We start from the raw sequence: 19,682 nt of genomic DNA, 5'->3' as shown, positions 1-19,682 counted from the left end.
CCCATCATGCCGGAACGCCGTCGTGCCCCCTCACACCGCGATCACGCGCTCCTCCGACGGCGCCTCCGCAGGGCCAGGCTGCTCCGGCTCCTCGGGCTCCTCCGGCGGCCACCAGCCGGTCGTGTTCGCGAGCATGCGCAGGCGCTTCAGGTACGCGGGCCAGTCCCGGGGGCGCTTGCCGTTCCTGAGCTCGGCGAGCTCGGCGGCCACCGGCTCCGGAAGGAGCCGCCACACCTCCGCCGGGGCCGTGGTCAGCAGGTCGAACAGCACACCGAGCCGGCCGGGTCGCTGGGTCGTGGTGGCCGCGCGCGCCTGTCGCACGGCCTCGTGCAGCTCGGCCAGCGCGGCGTGGTGGCCGGGGTGCCCGCCCCGCGCTCGGGCGACGGCCGCGGCGGCGGTCGCGGCCGCGGCTCGTTCGTTCGCGCCGATCGTGAGGCGGCCGTCCAGCTGGTAGGTCAGCACGCCCGGCTCGGGGGCCCCGGCCCGCTCCGGCCGGACCTCGACGGGGATGGGCGGGCGGCCGGGGATCACGATGTCCAGCAGGCCGGGGCCGAGCACCTGGACCCGTGCGCCCATGAGCGCCGCCGCGCGCGCGATCGCCGCGGCCGCGGCCGTCTCGGGCAACGTCTCCCCGCCCCGGATGGCCGCGACGTCGGTGGGGGAGAGCTGGCCCGACCGCGCCAGCGCCAGCAGCCTGGCGGCGGCTCCGTCCTGGCCCGGCGCCAGTCCCGCCCGGCTCATCTCGGCGCGCAGCGCGGACCGCGCGGCCGCTGCGCCACGGGGACCGGCCTCGGAGATCACCTGGGCGAGGCCGCGGAGCCGGGCGAGCGTCATGGCGTCGGGCACGCCGAGCGCCCGCGGGGACACCACGGGGCCCGGCCCGAGCAGCCGTTCGCCGGACCGTCCGGCCAGGATCGCCGCGTGCCCCGCCACCTGCTCGGCCACCGCGGCCGTCACCCGGGGCCCGCCCTCCGCGGGCACCCGGAGTGTCAGCCGGTCCCTGGTACGCGCCTCGACGCTCACCTCGGTGGCGTCCCGTGCGGCCTCGACCAGCTCCAGGGTGAACCGGCCGCCGGCCGTGGTCACCGTGAACTGCTTCACCTGGCCCGGCACCGGGCTCACGTCGGCCACGCCGGCGATGGCGGCCACCTTGGACAGCCCCGCCGGCGAGGTGTCCAGCCCCGTGGCGGTTCCGCCGCTGAGCAGCCGGGCGATCCTGCTCTGCGGCTCAGCGGGGACGGGCGCGCGCGGGCCCGTCCCCCACGGCGGTGCGGGCGGGGTGTGGCCGCGCCGCCCGATGTCGGCGGCGATGGCGTCGATCGCGTCCGCCAGGAGCGCGCGCGTGGCGCGGTCGGTGGCGGCGCGCCACTTGTCGGACAGGTGGGCGTGCTCGTTCAGGCGCGGGAGCAGGCAGTGGTCGGTGCCCTCGGCCTGCTCCTGCGCGAGCGAGGTCCGTACGACGCCTTGCGGCGCACCCGCGGCGACGGCGGACGCCTCCTGCAGGACGTGTGACAGCTCGTGGACCAGGACCGAGGACACCACCTCCGGGTGGATGCGCGCCCCCATCCGGATCACGTGCGGGTCGTCCGCCGTGCCGGCGCGTGGCTCCACGGCCGCGTTCAGGCCCTCGCCCGGATCCTCCATCAGCACGCGGACGTGCTGGTCGGGCCCGGCGGGCACCTGGACGGTCATCGTGTCGCCCGTGGCCCACGTGATGCGTGCTGCGCCCCCGCCCAGGTCGGCCGCGGCGACGGCCTGCGCGCGTACCTCCGCCACGGTCAGGTCCGGCACTGAGGCGGGGCGGGCCGACCGGGAGAAGGGGGTGCCCTCGATCGCGGGCGAGGTCACGCTGGGAGCCGTCACGCCCTGGCTGACGCTCCCGCCCACCGGCTGGCTCGTGAGCCGCCGCTCGGCCGGCCAGTCCGGCTTCCGGTCGTCGACCGCCAGGACGCCGCGCGCCATCAGCGCGGCCTTGACCTGGTGGGTGAAGGTGCCGGGCTCGTCGGAGGTCAGGTAGACCTCGCGCAGGTCGAGGCCGAAGGCCGAGGCGGCCTCCAGCACCAGCGGGGGAAGGGTGGCGAACGCCTCGGCGAACCAGCCGTCGGTGGTCATGCTGCGCAGGGAGCCGTCCGGGTGGGCGTGGTAGCGGTGGAGGCCGTACTTGTCCCTGACCGCCACGACGGCCACCTCGCCGCGTTCGCGGGCGGCCAGCCGCGCGTCCCGCAGGGCGTCGATCATGCCCTCGCGACCTGGCTCGGGGACGAACCTGAAGGTCCGCCGCCCGGTGTCCGGCGGCGCGACCCTCGCGTTCGCCTCCATCCGCGCCTGCAGGTCGGCCAGCTCGTCCGCGAAGAGGACCACGTCGACCTCGCCGCCGGTGGCGCCCGGCAGGTGGATGGGCTTGCCGACGGGGTGCTCGCGGCCGTCCCGCAGCCGGGCCACGTTCTGGAAGGTCAGGTCGTAGTCGACCCTGAGCCGGACGACGTACGCGGGGCCCTTCCGGAACATGCTGCGCTCGCGCCGTCCCCCGTGGTGGTCGCTCACGCTCTCCGAAGCCTGCTCGCCGACCCGCACGCCGCCGTCGAGACCCGTCTGGTTGTCCTTGGCGCTGCCGCCCATGCCGATCGGGAGCACGTGGCTGCGCGACACGGTCGCGTTCTGGGCGTCGGCCGCCCGGTCGACCTCTCCGATCTCCGCCTCGAACGGCCCGGAGACGACGGTGAGGTCCGACAGGTGGGCCTTGACGTTCACCTCGGTGCCCTGGCTCCTGAACCCCTGCCTGGCCGTCCGCACGAGCACCTCACCGGCGGGCTCGGCCATCCGCTCGAACGCGGTCAGCAGCGAGGACGGGAGCAGCCGCCTGACCAGCTCGGGACGGATCTCGTCGACCGCCGTGGCGCCCGTCATCTTCGTGAGCTGCGCCACGATGACGTCGTACAGGCTGGGCCGGTCCGGGTCCTCCCAGATCGACGACGGGAACTGACCGGGCAGCAGCTCGACCCGCCGCGGATCGGGCACGGTCTGCAGCGGCCCGGGATCCTCGGACGCGGGCCTGATCATGCCCGTCGGCAGATACCGGGTCAGGGCGGCTCTGAAGGTGACCGGCCGCGCACGACGGAACCTGCGCCGGAGCTTGCCGGTCACCCTGTGGACATGGCCCCTCACCCGGCCCCGCACCGGCCTGCGCTCGACCTCGATGACGAGCACCATGTCCTGCCGGACCCGGTCGAGGCCGTTGAACAGGCCGATCCGGTTCAGCCTGGCGCTCTGCCGGTTGATCGAGCTCGTGTACGAGCGGCCCCGGTCCGTGGACACGCCGCCGCCGTAACCGTTGCTCGCGTCCGAGGTGTTGTAGTCCACGCCGACCGCGTAGGAGCCGTTGTACGACCTGGAGTGCGTGCGATCGGTGTAACGGTACCGCTGGATGATGGTCCCGGCCTCGTTCGTGTGGGAGAGGAACTTCGCGCGTCGGGGGTTCTTGGGGTCGGCCGGCACCAGCCGGGCCCTGACCGTCACCTCCTCGGTCTGCGAGCCCGGCGTGGTGCCCTGCACGTGGTAGCTCTTCTCGTACCCTCGGGCCGACCACATGTCGAGAACGTGGACCCGGGCCGCCTTGTCGGAGAAGTTGACCGCCAGTTCCTCGGCCAGGGTCGGACTGCCCTCCACCGCTCCGGGGATCGCGTTGTTCACGGCCCGGGTCACCGCGTCCATCATCGACACCGGTTTGCCGCGCTTGCGCGGTTTGCCGCGCTGCCAGTTCCAGCCGCGCTTCTCGGTCACGTCGAGCGATTCCACCGTGCTCGTGCCCAGCGCGCGGTCGTGCGAGGGCGCCAGCACGACGTCCTGGGAGCGTGCGAGCAGATCCGCCGCGGCGCTGAGGGTCCGCTTGAGGGCCTTCTCGGGGTTGCCCCGGCGCCGGCCGTGCTGAGCCGCCGGGTCGGGCGCGATGCCCATGACCTCCTTGACTCTGGCGAGCAGGACCTGCGGGGTGTGCCGCGCCGCGTAGCTGACGTCCGCACCGGCCTTGCGCGCCTTGGCCACGTCCTTGACGTAGCGCTGGACCAAGGGCACGGCGACGCTGGGGTCGAGGTCGAGACTGTGGTTGAGGAAACGCTCGACGGCGTCGGCGACGAGCGCTCCCGGCAGCTTGAGCTCGCCGTCGATGTACATCTGCAGCGCTTCGTACTCGGCGATCATGCCGAGCACGGTGCCCTGCGCCGTCTCCGTCCGGGTCTCGCCGTAGGAGACCCCGCCCCTCGATGACCGCTGCGCGTGCGTCGCGGTCTCCGAGCCGGTGAACGTGAGCGTCGCCGACGCGCGGATGATGTACTGGCGGCCGTACTTGATCGTGAGCTCTTCGTTGCCCCAGATGTCGAGGATCGAGGTGGAGTCGGAGGTGCCTCCCGACCGGGAGGGCAGCGACACCGCGGCTCCGTCGCTCGACGTGCCTCCGTCGTCGAGGTCGGAGGCGCTCACCGAGGTGCCGACGGACACGCCCGACGATCCGCCCCAGGACACGCCGGCGCTGCCGAGCCCGAACAGGATGTCGCCGTTGACGTGGTCGACGGCGGCGATCACCTCCGCCTCGCCGAGCTCGCCCTCCACCGACAGCGAGGAGCGGGAGGCAAGGTTCTCGGCGCTCGAGCCGAGAGCGGCGGTCACCGCCCGGGTGAACAGCTTGGTGTGGGAGACGAGGTTGCGCACGTTCAGCAGCGCGGTGACGATCTGCAGGGCCCGGGAGCCGGCGCGCATGCCCCTGGGCGCCACCCGCCGGGCGGCTTCGTGACTGCCCGGCACGTCCATGTGCAGGATCAGCAGCTTGCTCCGCGCCTTCTCGGACAGCTTGCCGAGGGGCGCCGGCGCGCTGCCGTTCTCCTCCGGCAGGAGGTCGGCGGCGAACTTCAGCTCGGCCTGGCCTCTCTCCTTGGCCAGCATCGTCGTCTCGCCGTTGTGCTCCAGCGCGCCGATCAGGTCGTGCCCCAGCATGGTGGTCGCGACCAGATCGCCGCTCTCGTTCAGCCCCACCACGTTGTCCGTGGTGCCGTCGCTGGAGCCGACCGTGCGGGTGCGGTTGCCGCCGCCGTTGGCGCCCACTTCGTGCGTCAGGCCGTCGTGGCCCTGGTCGGGTCCGTCGCTCTCGCTGATGGACGCGCCGCCCGCGTACGTCCGCGACCGGCTCACGCCCCGGGCCGAGGTGTCGGAGCCGATGTCGAGGTTGACCACCGTCTCGGAGTCGGTGTGCTTGAAGGGGGTGCGTTCGGTGAAGACCTGCTTCAGCGACAGGTGCAGCGTGTACTCCTGCTTGGCGCCGTTCAGGCCCTGCAGCGTCAGGTCGAGGCGGATGCCGTCCTGCGCCAGCGAGTCGTAGGCGGCCCGGATCCGGTGCTCCGAGAGCTGCTCCTTGACCTCCTGCTCGTTGAGGATCTGGCTGGCGCGTTCGAGCGCGTTGGACGCGTACTGGGGCCTGCCGTCCACGGTCTTCGGGATGATGCCCCGCTTCGCGAGCTCGTCCAGCACCTTCCTGCGGAACTCGTCCAGACCCGTGATCTCCCCGACGAGAGCGGGGCCCGCGCCGCGCATCTGCCCGGGACCGTCGCCGAGCCAGACGGGCAGCGCGTCCTTGCGGCCCGGGGGCGGACCGGGTCGCGGATCGCCGCGCAGCACCTGGTTGCCGTCCGCGTCGAGCAACGGCCGGCCGTCCTTGTACACCAGCGCCGCGCTGTCGACGGGCAGCCCGTAGCGGTAGGCGGCCGACTCCCGCATGCCCACCACCGCCGTGCTCCGCACCGGCTGCAGCTTGACCGGAGGCTTGCCGAACACCTCCACCCAGAACGTGGTCTCCACGACGAGCTTGTAGCTCTGCTTGGGGCTGGTCTTCCTGTGCACGCTGGGGTGGATCGCCTGCTTGCTCGCGGTCGCGGAGTACGACTGCGACACCGACCTGCTCCCCCTGACCCTGGGCCCGATGGTGGGGCGGTAGTCGCCGGGGCCGTTGACGTCCGCCAGCCCGGGGGTCTTGAGGCCGGCGGAGGCGTTGCCCTCCACCGACCTGCCCGAGGACGCCCCGCCCGGAAGCGCGACGAAGTCGGTGAGCACCTCCTCCTCCCACTCCTCGGCGTTCGCGCCGCCCAGCGGCTCGCACCGCACCCTGACGACCCTGCTGTCGGCGATGACCCTCGCGTGGGGCTGGCCGTTCCTGGTGAGGACGCGCTCGTAGGTGCCGTTGACCGCCTCACGCAGTTGCAGGGGCAGCTCTTCGGTGATGAACGTGCGCAGCTGGTCGTGCGCGGGGGCACCGACCTGGGTGTAGTCGCCGCCGAGCGCCGCCGCGACGGCGTCGAGACCGCCCTCCAGCCCGGTCATGTAGGCCAGGACGTGCCGAGGGAACTTCGGGTCGCGCTTGGCCTCGTCGATCCGCGCCAGCTTGCGCGGGGGTTGGTCGGCGTAGGACTGCGAGAGCCAGAGCCGTTGCGCGGTGGCGTCGCCCGGGGCGCCGGAGGCGACCGTGACACTGTCGGACCAGCCGCCGGACTTCGAGGTGCGCACCTCGACGCGCCAGCTCGCGTCGGCGTCGAACAGCAGCGGCTCGCTTCTGTCGTCGGCGACGTAGCCGCCCTGCGCGAACGCCCCGGCCCCGACGCTGGCCGACGAGCCGCGCCCGACACTGGCCCCGACGCTGACCCCCAGCATCTCGACCAGGTTCCTGGCCATCTCGCCCTCGGCCATCATCGGAGCCAGAGCGGTGGTGCTGAAGCCCGCGGACACGCCGGCACTGCTCGACTCGGTGTTCGTGGCCGTGCGGCCCGACTGGAAGAACAGGCCCACCATCATCTCCGACCCCTTGATGGCCGGATCGATCACCTCGGCGAGGTCGGACAGGGTGAGCTTGACCCGCACCTGCGCCGCCGACGGCCCGCGGCCCACCCGCAGCACGACGCCGTCGGGGGAGACGGCCTTGTGGAAGTCGGCCCGCAGGGCCTGCTCCAGCTCCAGCGGCGTGAACGTGTAGTCGGACTTGTTGTCGGCCAGCATCTTGTTGACGGTGGCGGTGAGCTTGGTCAGATGGGGCAGCCGGCCCGTCGGCAGGGCAGCGGACAGGCTGATCTCCTGCGGCAGCGCCACCGCCAGCGCGTCCAGGTAGCCCTGGTGCTGCCGCCGGGCCTTGGCCTCCAGGGACCGGGCGATGTGACCCATGCCCACCTCGCCGGGGCGGGTCGCCGCGCTCGGCTGCTTCATGGCCATGAGGAGCTGCTCGTACGTCTCCCGGGCCTGCGTGGCCTCGGTCAGCGCGGCGCGGTAGGCCGCGGCGATCCTGAGCTTGCGTGCCCGAGCGGCCCGCAGGGACCGGTTCTTCTGCCGCTCCTTGCGCGCCCGCGTGAAGCGCCCCTGGTCGTGCTGCTTGGCCGCCTTGCGGGCCTCACGCGTCGCCTTGCGGGCCTGCTCCTTCGCCTCCTCGGCGCTCCGGGTCTTGGCCTGGATCTGCCGCCGGAGCGCGTCCTCGGCCTTCACGAGCGCGTCGATGACGTCCTCGATGTGGTGGATCTGCGGGTCCTTGCGGGGTAAGGACGCGGCCTGCTGGGTCCGCGTGCCCGGCGTGGGCGCCCAGGGCGGTGGCGGCGGGTTCTGGCCGCGTTCGAGCAACTGGCGGGACACGCCGTCGAAGTCCACGGCGAGCCGGCGCTGCTCGGCCGGCGTGGAAGCCTTGCGCCACTTGTCGGCCAGCAGCTCCAGCTCGTTGAGCTGCGCGTGCACGCACATGTCGCGGGTGTTCTCGCCGCGCCGGTGCGGCAGGATGCGCCGCCGTCCGCGCTCGTCGCCCGCCAGCACCTCCTGGAGGGTGTCGGTGATCTCGTGCAGCCAGACCCGGGAGACCTGTCCTTCGCCGATGCGCGGGCCGAAATGGACCAGGTGCGGGTCGCTCCTGGTGCCCGTGCGGATCCTGGTCTCGCCCATCAGGCCCGGGCTCATGCCGCCCTCGTCGGCGATGCGCAGCAGGGCGGCCGTCTCGTTGTCCGTCAGGGACAGGGCCTGGGACAGGGCGGTGAGCGTCCGCGTGGACGGACGCCGCCCTCGGCCCTCCTCCAGGCGGGCGTACTCGCCGACCGACAAACCCGCCCCGTTCGCGACCTCCTCCTGGCCCAGCCCGAGGCGGGACCGGTGGCTGAGCAGGGCGCTCGCGACGTCCGTCCACCCGATGACGGGGCGGAAGTAGAAGGTGCCGTTCGACTTCGTCCGGACCGCCAGCAGGCGGCCCGCCTCCAGCCAGGTGAACCCGGTCACCTCCTCGTCGAGGAAGTGGCGTGGGTGCAGCTCGGAGAGGGCGCGGTGCACCTCGTCCAGGGTCAGGTCGGGGCCCTGGCGGCCGTCGGGCACGTGTCTGGTTCCGGGGACCGGTCGCGAGGTGACCGTTCCCGGCCTGCTGGCCGGCGCCGCGGCCGCCGGGGCGCCCTGACCGGGCGCGGTGGAGGGGGCGGGGGTTTCGCCCTCCTGGGCGACCGTCAGCATCGCGGTCGCCTCCGCCTGCAGGTCCGCGGTGTTGGTGACCTCCTGGGCGCGGGTGTCCAGAGCGGCGCGCAGGCGGTTCATGGTGGCGGCGGGGATCATGCGCACGCCGGAGTCGGAGGTGATGAGGAGGTCTCCGGTCGGGCCGATCACCGCGTTGGAGAAGTCCGTGGCGAGCGCGCCGATCAGAGCCGTGCGGGCCCGCTCGGCGGCGGCCTGGGCGGTGATCGCGGCGGCCTGCCCCGCGGAGGAGGCGGCGGTGTTCCCCGCTCCGTGGCCGGCCGGATCCGTCTGCTGCGCGTGCTGGGCCGGCTGGGGGGTCGCGCTCTGGTCGCCTGTCGCGGTCGGGCCGGCGGGGGATGCCGCACCGGAGGCATGGGCGGGCTGACCGTCCGGCCGCGCGGTCGGGTGGTCCGGCTGCGGAGCGGCGTCACCCCTCCCTTGCGTCTGCCCGTCGGCGGCACGCCGGCCCGTCCCCTCCCCCGAATCGGGCGACTCGGGCGAGAGGGGCTGTGCCGTGTCGGGCGAGGACTGCGGCGCCGTCCCCGTCTGGCCCTGCCCGGACGCGCCGCCTCGGCCGGAGGGGCGGTGCGCGCTCTCACCCGGCTCCGGCGAGGCGCCGGTCTGGGAGGACTGCGCGTCCGCCTGGGCCGGATGGGCCTGGGCCTGGTGGGCCTGGGCCGGGTGTGCCCGGGAGGCGGAGCCGTGCCTGGCCCCGGACCCGCCCGGATCCGGCGCGACGGCCCCGCGCCCGTCGCCGTCGCTCCGGCCCGTGGCCGACGGCCCGGCGCCCGCCATCGCGGGGGCGTGCGGTGCGGAGCCGGCCGCCCTCGGGGCGCCGGCCGCCGCGGGCTGGGGCACGCTCACGAGCCCGCCCTGGTGACCGCCGCCGGAGCCGGGGCCACCCCCGGTGCCGGGCCCGCCGCCCACCGGGCTCCCGTCCGGGCTTCCTCCCGGCGGGCCGCCGGCCGCGCGGGCGGCGTCGGCGCGTGCCGCGAGGTCGTAGGCGGAGGCCAGAGTGGTCAGCGGGTGGATCACCGCCGAGGCCACCGAGGGATTGAACGGGCTGATGGATCCGGTGCGCCCGGCGCCGCCGAAGAAGCCGCCCGTCATGCTGTCGTAGGTGAACGGGTTCTCCCACTGGCCGTAGACCAGGCCGTTGGCGATGAAGCTGCCGACGGGGGAGGCGATCGTGTTGGTCACGCCGGTGGTGAGCGCCCGGCCCGCGAACCCCGGCACGCGGCCGGTGACGCGGGAGACGGGCCCGGCGACCTTCATGCCCACGATCGCGCCGCCGCCCGCTCCGAGGATCGCGGCCATGGACCGGTCGAAGTCCCATTCCTTCCTGGTGCCCATCTTGATCTGCTGGTACTGGGCGACCGCGTCGATGAAGAACTCCTCGCCGATCTCCTCGACGAGCTCGTGGCCGAACTCGGTGGCCAGCACCCTGCTGATCAGGCCGGGACCGGTGGCGCCGCTGAGCGTGCTCACCCGCGCGAGCTGCGTCGCGGTGATCGGCCTGGAGCCGGCGATCGCGAGCCTGACGAGGATGCGGCTGATGGCGGCGCGGGCGCCGGCCGCGGCCGGGCCGATGAGCGCGGTGGAGGATCCCGCGGTGAAGAAGTTGACGATGATGGCGATGGCGATGGCGACGACCGTGACCCAGAACGCCACGTTGATGGAGAGCTTCGAGTACTGGGTCTCGACGGCGAAGTTGCTCGCCTGCTGCGCGTAGGCCGTCGAGTTCCTGGCGACGCCCGTCATCCCGCCCTCGTGGCCGTACAGGAATTTGGCCCTGGTGAGGAAGTTGGCGGTGGCCGGCGCGCTCCAGCCGGTCACGATGGTACGCGCGGCCGCGCCGGCCCGCGGCGTGCAGCCGGTGACCCCCTTGCCCAGGTCCTCGTACGCCTGGCACAGCTTCGACAGCCCGCTCTCGCTGGCCTCCGGCCATTTCTGGCCGGCGGACAGCATGGGGATCAGCCAGTTGACCACCCAGGGGGGCAGCGCGTTGGTCTCCCAGGCGGGCATGACGTCCCGGTCGATGCGCACGGTCGACGGGTCGCCGATCCCCGCGCCGCCGACGCTGACGGGGCTGGAGGTGCCGTTGAAGGTCACGTCCTGGGCCTCAGATCTCCTTCAGCCCGTTGGTGACGTCCTCGTACGTGACCGCGTTCGCGTGCAGGGTGTTGTCCACGGTCGTGCGCAGCCTTTCGCCGGCGTCGGTGATCTGCGTGGTCAGCTCGGCGCACTGGGTGAGCATCTGGTTCGGACCGCCGCCGTTGAAATGCGCGGTCTTGAACTGCAGGCCCTCGACCCCGTTGCCCCACGGCGCGGCGGCCAGCGCTTCGCTGACCGCCGCCATGAGCTGCGGCGCCTCCTGCTCCCAGTCCTCGGCCATCGTGCTCCACTGGGAGATGCCCAGCTCCACGACCTGCTTGGCGACGTCCACGCCATCCCAGGGCTTCAGCGTGTGCCTCCCATCCGCTCGGTGAGGCGCGCCATGACGGCTTCGAGGTCACCGTTGAGGTGCGCCTGGATCTCCTCGGTCGGGATCACCGGCTCGAAGATCTCGACCACGCGCTCCTGGGCTCTGGCCGTCGCCCGCCGGGCGGTCTCCGCGATCGTGTCGGCCAGGTGCCGCGCGTCGGGTCGCCGGTAGATGCGGGGGTCGAGGTCCAGCCGGACGAGCTCGCCGCGGGCACTCACCGTCACCGAGACCAGGCCATCGCGTGAGGTCTCGGTGACCTGGATCGCCCTGGCCTTGGCGTGCAACTCCGCGCCCGCGTCCTGGATGCGCTGGAACATGCCTTGCAGTTCTTCGGCGTACGCCCTCATTCCCGCTACGTCGGGCCGATCAGGCGAATCCATGACACCCCCAGACCTCAAGCCCGTTTGTGTCTCTTACGACACTGTCGTATTTCCCCTAAGTTTCCGTCACATGAACATCAATAGACAAGAGCCTGAGATCAATTGCGGTGGTGGCCGATATCCAGGCGTACGGCCTCCTGGTGAAGGCCGGTGACCTCCGAGGCGGGAACCCACAGGCGGTAGACGCCCCGCTCGACCCGTTCCAGCCCCAGCTCCCGCGCGGTGAGAGCGGAGCCGCCCAGGTATTCGAGCAGCAGCTTCCCGTCCCGCTCGTCGTGCACGTCGAAACGCTCGCCGCGCCACCGGCACACCGTCGAGACGAACTCCAGACCGTCGCACTCCGTGACCGGAACCGTGCGCACATGACATCCCGGCTCGACCTGCTCGAAACCCTCCACGGGTTCGGGGCTGCGCAGCCGTACCCACAGCTCCAGGGAATGCGGCTCGGGGGCGGCCACATACACCGCGCCCCGCCAGCGGACCCGGTAGAAATGCCGGCTCACGCCGTCCGCCTCCCCACCAGCAGCCACCGCCGCAGGTCGCCGTGGTACATCGCGCGCCGGTGTTCGGTCCCCTTCGACGTGAGCTCCCAGATCTCCGCGCCGTGCGGCAGGCCCACGCCGTACACCTTGTACTCGCGGACGACGTGATCGGCGTTGGGCACCAGGCCCATCCCGACGAACGGCGGCTCCTCGACCACCCAGCCGGCCACCGCGGCCCTGCTCTCCGCGTCGATCCCCCCGTAGGGCGTGCGGTAGAGGTTGAAGCCGACCGGCCGCCAGCGCAGGATGATCAGGGACCCGTCCCCGGTCACCATGCCGGGCTGGCCCAGAGCCTCGGCGAGGACGGCGGGCGTGGCGATGTGGGAGACGTCCAGCGCGTGGTGGCAGTAGCCGGACACCCGCGGCTCCTCCCCGGTCAGCAGGTCGTGGACGTCGGCGGGTGACAGCAGCTTCTGGACCGTCGGCACGCCCGACGCGGGGTCGAGCAGCAGGTCCTGCGCCAGCGTCGGGACCGCGAGCCGGGCCACGGTGCCCGGCTCCAGCAGGAACGCGGTCGGCAGACCCGGGTTGACCGCGAGGCCCCAGGCCGGGTCGGGCCAGCCGGCCGCCAGCTCGGCCAGCGAGGCGACCCGGCAGTGCGTGGCGACGCCGCCGGTGGCCAGGCGCATCGCCTCGACGGAGGTGTAGGCCAGCAACCAGGTCCGCTCGGAGTCCGCGGCCGTCGCCCAGGCGGAGGCGCCGGTCCCGCCCGCCGCGGCGGCCGTGATCGGCAGTGCCAGGTCGGCGTCGCGAAGCAGGCTCAGGCACAGGGCCTCCTGGCCGTCCTCACGGGCGGCCAGGAGCCGCTCCTCGAAAGGCGTGGCCGGGTGAAGATCACTCCTCATGCGACCAGTCTGCCCGCAGCGGGGCGGGGCGGGCTCAGCGGAACGCGTCGAGCCCCGTCAGCGCCTTGCCCAGCGTCAGCAGGTGCACCTCCTGCGTGCCCTCGTACGTGAGCACGCTCTCCAGGTTGTTCATGTGCCGGATGACCGGATACTCCAGGGTGATCCCGTTGCCGCCCAGGACCGAGCGCGCCTCCCGGGCGATGTCCAGGGCCGCGCGCACGTTCGCCAGCTTGCCGAAGCTGACCTGCTTCGGCTCCAGACGTCCCGCGTCCTTGAGCTCGCCCAGGTGGAACGCGGTCAGCGACGCCTGCGCCATGCCCACGTACATCCACGCGAGCTTCTCCTGCGTGAGCTGGAACGACCCGATCGGCTTGCCGAACTGCACGCGCGTCCTCGCGTACTCCACCGCAGCCTCCAGGCACGCGCGCGCCGCGCCCACGACTCCCCACAGGATGCCGAAACGCGCCTCCGACAGGCACGACAGCGGACCCTTCAGGCCCGTCACCCCGGGCAGTACGGCCGAGCCCGGCAGCCGGACGTCGTCGAAGTACAGGGACGACGTCACCGAGGCCCTCAGGGACAGCTTGCGGTGGATCTCAGGGGCGGAGAAGCCCGGCGTGGACGTCGGCACGACGAAGCCGCGGATGCCCTCGTCGGTCTGCGCCCACACGACCGCGACGTCCGCGACCGAGCCGTTGGTGATCCACATCTTGGAGCCGTTGAGGATCCAGTCGGACCCGTCGCGCTTGGCGTAGGTACGCATGCCGGCCGGGTCGGAGCCGTGGTCGGGCTCGGTCAGGCCGAAGCAGCCGATCGCCTCGCCGGCCGCCATCCGGGGCAGCCACTCCTCCTTCTGCTCGTCGGAGCCGTACCGCCAGATGGGGAACATGGCCAGCGAGCCCTGCACCGACACGAACGAGCGCAGCCCCGAGTCGCCGGCCTCCAGCTCGCGGCAGGCCACGCCGTACGACACGGCGTCGGTGCCGGCGCAGCCGTACCCCTCCAGGTGCATGCCGAGCAGCCCGAGCGAGCCCAGCTCGGGGGCGAGCTCGCGCGCCGGGAACACGCCCTGCTCGAACCAGTCGGCCACGTGCGGCAGGACGCGGTCGGACACGAACGAGGCCACCGTGTCGCGGATCAGCCGCTGATCCCCGTTGAGCCGGTCGTCCACGCGCAGCAGGTCGTCCATCGCGATCCTCTCCTCGCACAAGCGCCTACACGTAAGGGGCTACCAGGGTTTCTACAGGGTGATTCCCGATGTGCCAAAGAGGGCCGCGGGGGCACTCTTGAGACATGAACGACAACATCAAGCAGTTGCGCAGGACTCACGACGGCAGGATCATCGGGGGCGTCTGCTCGGGCGTCGGGGAGTACCTCGGCGTCGACGCCAACCTGGTTCGCATCGCGCTCGCGGTGGCGACGCTCTTCGGCGGGGTGGGGGTCGGCCTGTACGCGATCGGCTGGCTGCTCATGCCGGAGCAGGGCAGGGACACCTCGATCGTCCAGGACGTGCTGGCCAAGCAGCAGGCCAAGTCCACCTGGCAGAACAGCACCGACACCCCCGCCTCCTGGAACGACGAGCAGAAGCCCCAGCAGTGATCAGGTGGGCGCCGAGGCGCGGACCCGGCGGGGGCCGTCAGTCCGGGACTCGGTCCAGAGCATGGCCAGCGCGGCCGCGCACGTCACTCCCATGACGCCGGCCAGCGCCACCACGAGCTCCGGGCCGAGTCTCTCGGCGGCCAGGCCGCCCACGAGGATCCCGGCGCCCTGCGCGGCCATCAGCCCCGACTGCGCCAGCCCGAACGCCTGCCCGCGCCGCTCGGCGGGAACCCGCTGCACGAACGCGGCGTTGGCCGCGAGCTGGTAGGCCCCGCCCACCCCCGACAGGACCCAGGCCGCCAGCACCACGACCAGCGGCGGCCGCAGCGCGCTGACCACCAGCGGCAGACAGCTCAGCACCGCCATCCAGCCCATCAGCCGCAACCGCCGCGACGGCGAGACGAACCTGCTGAACAGGAACGCCCCGAGCACCGTGCCCGTCGGCATCGCCGCCATCAGCAGCCCGGTGACGACCGGGGCGGGCAGCGTGTCGGTGGCCAGAGTCGCCGCGTACGGCGCGGCCAGCCCCTCCGGCAGCACGTAGAACCCGCAGAGCCAGGCGAACATCACCAGCGTGCGCAGCCCCTTGTCGCCGAAGACCAGCCGCGCGCCCTCCCTCGTCATCGTCCACATGGACGGCCGGTCGCCCTCGGGCGCCGCCGACGGCCGCCGTCGTACCCCCGAGACCAGGATCAGCGCCGAGCCGAGGAACGTGGCGGCGTCGAGCGCCAGCGCGCGGTACGGGCCCAGCGTGGCGATCACCGCGCCGCCCGCGGCGAAGCCGAGCATCTGGACCGCCTGGTTCGTCATGTTCTGCAGCGCCGTGCCGACGACGTACCGGTCGCCCTCCAGCACCTCCGGCAGCAACGCCGCGCGCGCGGCCGAGAACGGCGCGCCGAGCAGCACCACCAGGAACACCAGGGCGCACAGCACCGCGAACGGCATGCCCGGCAGCGCCATGACGGCCACCAGCACCGCGCGCACCAGGTCGCAGGCCAGCATGACGCCCCTGCGGGCGAACCGGTCGGCCAGCCCGGCCAGCAGCGGGCCGCCGGCGATCGACGGCAGGTAGGTCAGCGCGTAGACGGCGGCGGTGGCGAGCGGCGAGCCGGTGCGGTCGTAGACGAGGACGGCGAGGGCCACCTGGGCGAGCTGGTCGCCGAGGAGGGACAGGCCCTGGCCGTACCAGAGGGCCCGGAACTCGCCGATGGCGAGGACCTCGCCGTAGGTGGCTTGGTGATCTTCAGCACGGCGATGCCGTCCCGGCAGCCGTCGCGTCCGCATGGCCCCCATTGGACTCCGCTGTGCCTGACTGTGAGTATTCAGTACGTCACCTAAGGTGCCTGATCAGGCCACGTACCGCAAGCAGAAGAGGGCAACCGGCGCCCTCCGGGTCACCAGCCCAGCTCGTGCAGGCGCGCGTCGTCGATGCCGAAGTGGTGCCCCACCTCGTGCACCACCGTGATCCGCACCTCCCGGACGACCTGCTCCTCGGTGTCGCAGACCCGGCAGATCGCATTGCGGTAGATCTCAATCCGGTCGGGAAGAACCGCTGAGTACCAGTCGCCACGCTCGGTAAGGGGAATTCCGGTGTACAGGCCCAGAAGGTTGGGTTGGGGCGGATCGTCCACCACCGTGACGACGACGTTGTTCATGACACGGGTCAGCTCAGGGGGGATCGTGTCCAGCGCCTCGGCGACGAGCTCCTCGAACTTCTCCCGCGTAACCTCGATCACATGTGCCATTCTGCCTCGCGAGGCGGGTAGGTCTCGCGACGCGGGTAGGCACGTAGGCATATGAACCTCGCTCGCATCCTCCGGACCGTCATCACGTCCAGAGCGTCGAGGGTCGCGGCCGTGCTCGTCGTCGCGGCCGTCGGCGCCTGGCTCGGCATCTTCCTCAGCGGTACCGTGCGGGCCCAGGTGGGCCCCGTCGAGACCGGGATGTCGCTCCGTCCCGCCTGGCACGGCGAGACGGTCGTCGACGCGAGCCCGCTGGGCACGCTCACCTTCCACACCCACGACGCGCCGCTGCGGCTGCGCATCACCCTGGAGAACATCGACCAGGAGCGCGCCAAGGCCCTCATCGAGGACCCGCGCCTGGCCGACCGGCTGCCCGGCATCATCGAGCGCGACCTGCTCGACGGCGTGCGCGCCCTGGTGATCCGCTCGCTGCTGTGCGCGGGTGCGGGGGCGCTGGTGGCGGGGGTGCTGGTGTTCAGGCGGCCCAAGGTCGCGCTGCTCGGCCTGCTCGCCGCCTCAGTGGGGCTCGCCGGCACGGGCGTGCTCGCCGCCTCCACGTTCCGGCCGAACTCGCTGGTCGAGCCGCGCTACTCCGGCCTGATCGCCGCGGCGCCGTCGCTGGTGGGCAGCGCGGAGTCGATCGTGACGAAGTTCGAGTCGTACCGGTCGCAGCTCACCAAGCTCGTGACGAACGTCTCGAAGCTGTACGACACGGTCTCGACGCTGCCGCTGTACGACGGTGACCCGCGCTCGATCCGGGTGCTCCACGTCTCGGACATCCACCTCAACCCGCTCGCCTGGAACGTGATCCGGTCCCTGAAGGACCAGTTCGCCGTGGACATGATCATCGACACGGGTGACATCTCGGACCACGGCACCAAGCCCGAGAACAAGTTCGTGGAGGAGATCGGCCGGCTCGGCGTCCCGTACGTCTACATCCGCGGCAACCATGACTCCATGACCACCCAGAAGGCCGTCGCGAAGCAGAAGAACGCCGTCGTGCTGGACGACAGGTCGCAGAGCGTGGGCGGCCTGACCATCTACGGCCTGGGCGACCCGCGCTTCACCCCGGACAAGTCCGTGGCGGTCGACTCCGACCCCGCCAAGCTCGAGCAGTGGGGACGGGACCACCTCGCCCGGACCGGCAAGCCGGACCTGGTGGCGGTCCACGACGGGATCATCGGCCGCGGCTTCTCCGGCGCCACGCCCATGGTCCTCGCCGGGCACGCCCACGCCCGCTCCACCACCATGCTGCCCACCGGCACGCGCGTCCTCGTCCAGGGCTCCACCGGCGGCGCCGGCCTGCGCGCCCTCGAACACGCCGAGCCGACCCCCGTGCAGGCGTCCGTCCTGTACTTCGACAGGGAGACGAAACGCCTGCGGGCCTGGGACGACATCACCCTCGGCGGGCTGGGGGAGCAGTCGGTGTACATCCAGCGTCACGTGGAGGAGAACCCGGGACGTATGATTTCCCCAGCGCCGACGAACGCCCCGACGCCATCGGGAACCGTGAGCGGCACGCGAACGCCGGCCGCCGGCCCGCCACTTTGGCATCAGGGGCAATCGTCCCCTATGCTTCAGAGGTCTCCGACGGAAGGCGACAGGGAAACCTGAGCCCCCATCGTCTAGCGGCCTAGGACACCGCCCTTTCAAGGCGGCGGCACGGGTTCGAATCCCGTTGGGGGCACCGCGAAGCGCCTGGCGCTACCGGGGAAACGGCAGGTCGAAGACCTCCGAAGAACTGGTAAGCTAAGCGAGTCGCAAGGCAAGAACAGCAAGACAAGCAAGGTCCTGTAGAGCAGTTTGGAGTGCTCGCCACCCTGTCAAGGTGGAGGTCGCGGGTTCAAGTCCCGTCAGGACCGCTCTGGGTCAGGTAGCTCAGTTGGTACGAGCGTCCGCCTGAAAAGCGGAAGGTCGGCAGTTCGACCCTGCCCCTGACCACCTTTTTGAACAGCCAAGATGCCCCGAAGCGATTATCGCTCCGGGGCGTTTTCGTGTTCTGTGACAGCAACGTCGCGATGGAGCATCCGTTGATGACGCCGAGGAACTACAGAGGCTCCTCGATGAAGGTGTGAGCGTTCATGAGGAGCACCGTGGACTCACGCTGCTTCACCACGCACGAACGCGGCGCCTGTCATTCCCTACAGATCAGAAGGTTGCGTAGTGGCCGTGACGATCGCGTACTTCGGTGCGCGCTGCTGCTCCACCCTAGATGTACATCATCATGTACACTGATGGCATGAAGGTGATGACCATGTCCGAATCGCGGGCCAACTACGCCGCCACCCTCGACGCCGTCATCGACGACCAGGAGGAAGTCCTCATCACCCGCCCCGGCGGAGAAGGCGTCGTCATGGTGTCGCAGCGCGAATACGAATCGATGCGCGAGACGCTCTATCTGATGGCCTCACCCGTCAACCGCAGACGGCTGTCAGAGGCGGTTGCCCGTCTGGAGGCTGGAGGCGGCACCGTCCGCGAACTGGCCGATGAGGACGCCACCTCGTGAAGATCTTTTTCGACGAGCTCGCCTGGGAGGACTACTGCTACTGGCAGCGAGAAGATCGACGCATCCTCAAGAGGATCAACCAGCTGATCGCCGACGTGGCCCGCAACGAGAACGAAGGCATCGGCAAGCCAGAGCCGCTGAAGTACGAATGGTCCGGCTACTGGTCCCGGCGCATCACCTCAGAGCACCGGCTCGTCTACCGCGTCAACGACGACACCATCATGATTGCCGCCTGTCGCTATCACTACGAGAAGTAGCGTTCGGCTCGGCCATGACGTGATCTCCCCAGGCGGTGATCGCACCACAGATGCTGGCTCACTACCTCGCTCTGTTCGAGGGGTCCCGGCGCTGGAGGTGGACACCTCCGTGCGCGGACCGGCGGAGGTCGCCAAGCTGATCGTCTCGGCTCTGGCAGAACCGCCGGCGGTCTCGGCCTTCGATGACTGCGTTCGCGTATGTCAGGAGGACAGCAGGTGCCGGCACGACTGCCCTCATGGCTCGAATGCGCGTTGGCCGGGCGCGTCCCCCGGCCGGGATCGGCTCAGCTCCAGATGAATGACTGGTTGTAGTCTCCGTGGCACTTCCACGTCTGGATCGGGGTGCCGTTGTGCGGGCGTTCCGTGGTGTGGAGCCGGACTCTCGCGTCGACGCACTTGTTGTTCATCCGGCTGTGGATGGTGCGGTAGCCGGAGTCGCTGTACTTCGAACCGCCCAGGTACCACTTCTGGTTCGAGTTTCCACTGCACTTCCACAGCTGCACGACGGCGGCGTTCTTGCCGTTGAAGTCCTTGATGTCGAGGCACTTGCCGTTGAGCGCGCTCCGGATCGTGCCGTCACCGCCCATGGTCCAGAGCTGGTTGGCGTTGTGGTTGCACTTCCACAGCTGGACCGGGGCGGCGTTCTTGCCGTTGAAGTCCTTGACGTCCAGGCAGAGGTCGTAGTCGGCCAGCTTGAGCCGCTTGCCGGCGGACGCCTCGGCCGGCGTGGACATCAGCGCGGCGCCCGAAGCAACCACGGCAAGCATCGTGCCGAACTTCACCAGCAGGTTTCTGCTCATCTTGGTTCGCATCCCTTCAGC

At 71.5% G+C, this 19,682-nt stretch carries 13 protein-coding genes and 3 tRNA genes; 7 read left to right on the top strand and 9 right to left on the bottom strand.

The features are described 5' to 3' along the window. Positions 1-30: 30 nt before the first annotated feature. The 6 genes from HTZ77_RS13000 to HTZ77_RS12975 all read right to left on the bottom strand — a co-directional run bounded on the left by HTZ77_RS13000 (position 31) and on the right by HTZ77_RS12975 (position 13,946). Positions 31-10,617 carry a WXG100-like domain-containing protein gene (locus HTZ77_RS13000; protein WP_175589743.1) on the bottom strand — a complete coding sequence of 3,529 codons (10,587 nt, stop codon included), beginning with the start codon at positions 10,615-10,617 and terminating at the stop codon, positions 31-33. 10 nt (positions 10,618-10,627) lie between these two features. After that, positions 10,628-10,951, bottom strand: a complete 324-nt coding sequence (locus HTZ77_RS12995; protein WP_175589811.1) for a hypothetical protein — start codon at positions 10,949-10,951, stop codon at positions 10,628-10,630. Between the two features lie 14 nt (positions 10,952-10,965). Next, a complete protein-coding gene (locus HTZ77_RS12990) occupies positions 10,966-11,307 on the bottom strand; it encodes a YbaB/EbfC family nucleoid-associated protein (RefSeq protein ID WP_235994651.1) in 342 nt (113 codons plus the stop codon). Between the two features lie 161 nt (positions 11,308-11,468). After that, the gene (locus tag HTZ77_RS12985) at positions 11,469-11,873 is read right to left on the bottom strand and encodes a hypothetical protein (protein WP_175589809.1); all 405 of its coding nucleotides are present in this window, start codon (positions 11,871-11,873) and stop codon (positions 11,469-11,471) included. Further along, the gene (locus HTZ77_RS12980) at positions 11,870-12,757 is read right to left on the bottom strand and encodes an SseB family protein (RefSeq protein WP_175589808.1); all 888 of its coding nucleotides are present in this window, start codon (positions 12,755-12,757) and stop codon (positions 11,870-11,872) included. The genes HTZ77_RS12985 and HTZ77_RS12980 overlap by 4 nt, the downstream gene beginning before the upstream one ends. 34 nt (positions 12,758-12,791) lie before the next feature. After that, the gene (locus HTZ77_RS12975) at positions 12,792-13,946 is read right to left on the bottom strand and encodes an acyl-CoA dehydrogenase family protein (RefSeq protein WP_175589807.1); all 1,155 of its coding nucleotides are present in this window, start codon (positions 13,944-13,946) and stop codon (positions 12,792-12,794) included. A 104-nt stretch (positions 13,947-14,050) separates the two neighbouring features. Here HTZ77_RS12975 and HTZ77_RS12970 point away from each other — a divergent pair, with 104 nt between their 5' ends. Further along, positions 14,051-14,356 carry a PspC domain-containing protein gene (locus HTZ77_RS12970; RefSeq protein ID WP_175589806.1) on the top strand — a complete coding sequence of 102 codons (306 nt, stop codon included), beginning with the start codon at positions 14,051-14,053 and terminating at the stop codon, positions 14,354-14,356. On the opposite strand, the gene HTZ77_RS12965 is transcribed toward HTZ77_RS12970, so the two are convergent. Together HTZ77_RS12965 and HTZ77_RS12960 are read right to left on the bottom strand one after the other, a co-directional pair. Next, complete coding sequence (locus tag HTZ77_RS12965; RefSeq protein ID WP_328808563.1) at positions 14,357-15,640, bottom strand: MFS transporter; 1,284 nt, start codon at positions 15,638-15,640, stop codon at positions 14,357-14,359. Between the two features lie 110 nt (positions 15,641-15,750). Continuing rightward, the gene (locus tag HTZ77_RS12960; protein WP_205302598.1) at positions 15,751-16,101 is read right to left on the bottom strand and encodes a metallopeptidase family protein; all 351 of its coding nucleotides are present in this window, start codon (positions 16,099-16,101) and stop codon (positions 15,751-15,753) included. Between the two features lie 111 nt (positions 16,102-16,212). On the opposite strand from HTZ77_RS12960, the gene HTZ77_RS12955 reads away from it, so the two are divergent. The 6 genes from HTZ77_RS12955 (at position 16,213) to HTZ77_RS12930 (ending at position 18,861) form a co-directional block, all read left to right on the top strand. After that, positions 16,213-17,712: a metallophosphoesterase family protein gene (locus HTZ77_RS12955; protein ID WP_328808562.1), complete on the top strand. Its 1,500-nt coding sequence runs from the start codon at positions 16,213-16,215 to the stop codon at positions 17,710-17,712. Next, a tRNA-Glu gene (locus HTZ77_RS12950) sits at positions 17,713-17,785 on the top strand. It begins immediately after the preceding gene. 100 nt (positions 17,786-17,885) lie between these two features. Beyond that, positions 17,886-17,960: transfer RNA gene (locus tag HTZ77_RS12945), tRNA-Asp, on the top strand. Between the two features lie 5 nt (positions 17,961-17,965). Beyond that, positions 17,966-18,039: transfer RNA gene (locus HTZ77_RS12940), tRNA-Phe, on the top strand. Positions 18,040-18,337: 298 nt separating this feature from the next. After that, positions 18,338-18,604 carry a type II toxin-antitoxin system Phd/YefM family antitoxin gene (locus HTZ77_RS12935; RefSeq protein ID WP_175589802.1) on the top strand — a complete coding sequence of 89 codons (267 nt, stop codon included), beginning with the start codon at positions 18,338-18,340 and terminating at the stop codon, positions 18,602-18,604. Beyond that, the gene (locus tag HTZ77_RS12930; protein WP_175589801.1) at positions 18,601-18,861 is read left to right on the top strand and encodes a Txe/YoeB family addiction module toxin; all 261 of its coding nucleotides are present in this window, start codon (positions 18,601-18,603) and stop codon (positions 18,859-18,861) included. The genes HTZ77_RS12935 and HTZ77_RS12930 overlap by 4 nt, the downstream gene beginning before the upstream one ends. Positions 18,862-19,145: 284 nt before the next feature. Here HTZ77_RS12930 and HTZ77_RS12925 read toward each other — a convergent pair whose 3' ends face one another. Further along, entirely contained in the window at positions 19,146-19,661 is a 516-nt protein-coding gene (locus tag HTZ77_RS12925; RefSeq protein ID WP_175589800.1) for an RICIN domain-containing protein, read from the bottom strand. Between the last annotated feature and the right edge of the window lie 21 nt (positions 19,662-19,682).

Source organism: Nonomuraea montanisoli (assembly GCF_013363975.1).
Lineage (GTDB): Bacteria > Actinomycetota > Actinomycetes > Streptosporangiales > Streptosporangiaceae > Nonomuraea > Nonomuraea montanisoli.
The sequence above is the reverse complement of the archived record's forward strand: the minus strand, read 5'-3'. Positions and strand labels throughout refer to the sequence as shown.

Bases quoted from the DNA above. Each gene is read 5' to 3' on its own strand.
- HTZ77_RS12990 (WP_235994651.1), bottom strand. From the start codon at position 11,307: ATGTTCCAGCGCATCCAGGACGCGGGCGCGGAGTTGCACGCCAAGGCC.
- HTZ77_RS12980 (WP_175589808.1), bottom strand. From the start codon at position 12,757: ATGAGGAGTGATCTTCACCCGGCCACGCCTTTCGAGGAGCGGCTCCTG.
- HTZ77_RS12975 (WP_175589807.1), bottom strand. From the start codon at position 13,946: ATGGACGACCTGCTGCGCGTGGACGACCGGCTCAACGGGGATCAGCGG.
- HTZ77_RS12970 (WP_175589806.1), top strand. From the start codon at position 14,051: ATGAACGACAACATCAAGCAGTTGCGCAGGACTCACGACGGCAGGATC.
- HTZ77_RS12965 (WP_328808563.1), bottom strand. From the start codon at position 15,640: ATGCGGACGCGACGGCTGCCGGGACGGCATCGCCGTGCTGAAGATCAC.
- HTZ77_RS12960 (WP_205302598.1), bottom strand. From the start codon at position 16,101: ATGGCACATGTGATCGAGGTTACGCGGGAGAAGTTCGAGGAGCTCGTC.
- HTZ77_RS12935 (WP_175589802.1), top strand. From the start codon at position 18,338: ATGAAGGTGATGACCATGTCCGAATCGCGGGCCAACTACGCCGCCACC.
- HTZ77_RS12925 (WP_175589800.1), bottom strand. From the start codon at position 19,661: ATGAGCAGAAACCTGCTGGTGAAGTTCGGCACGATGCTTGCCGTGGTT.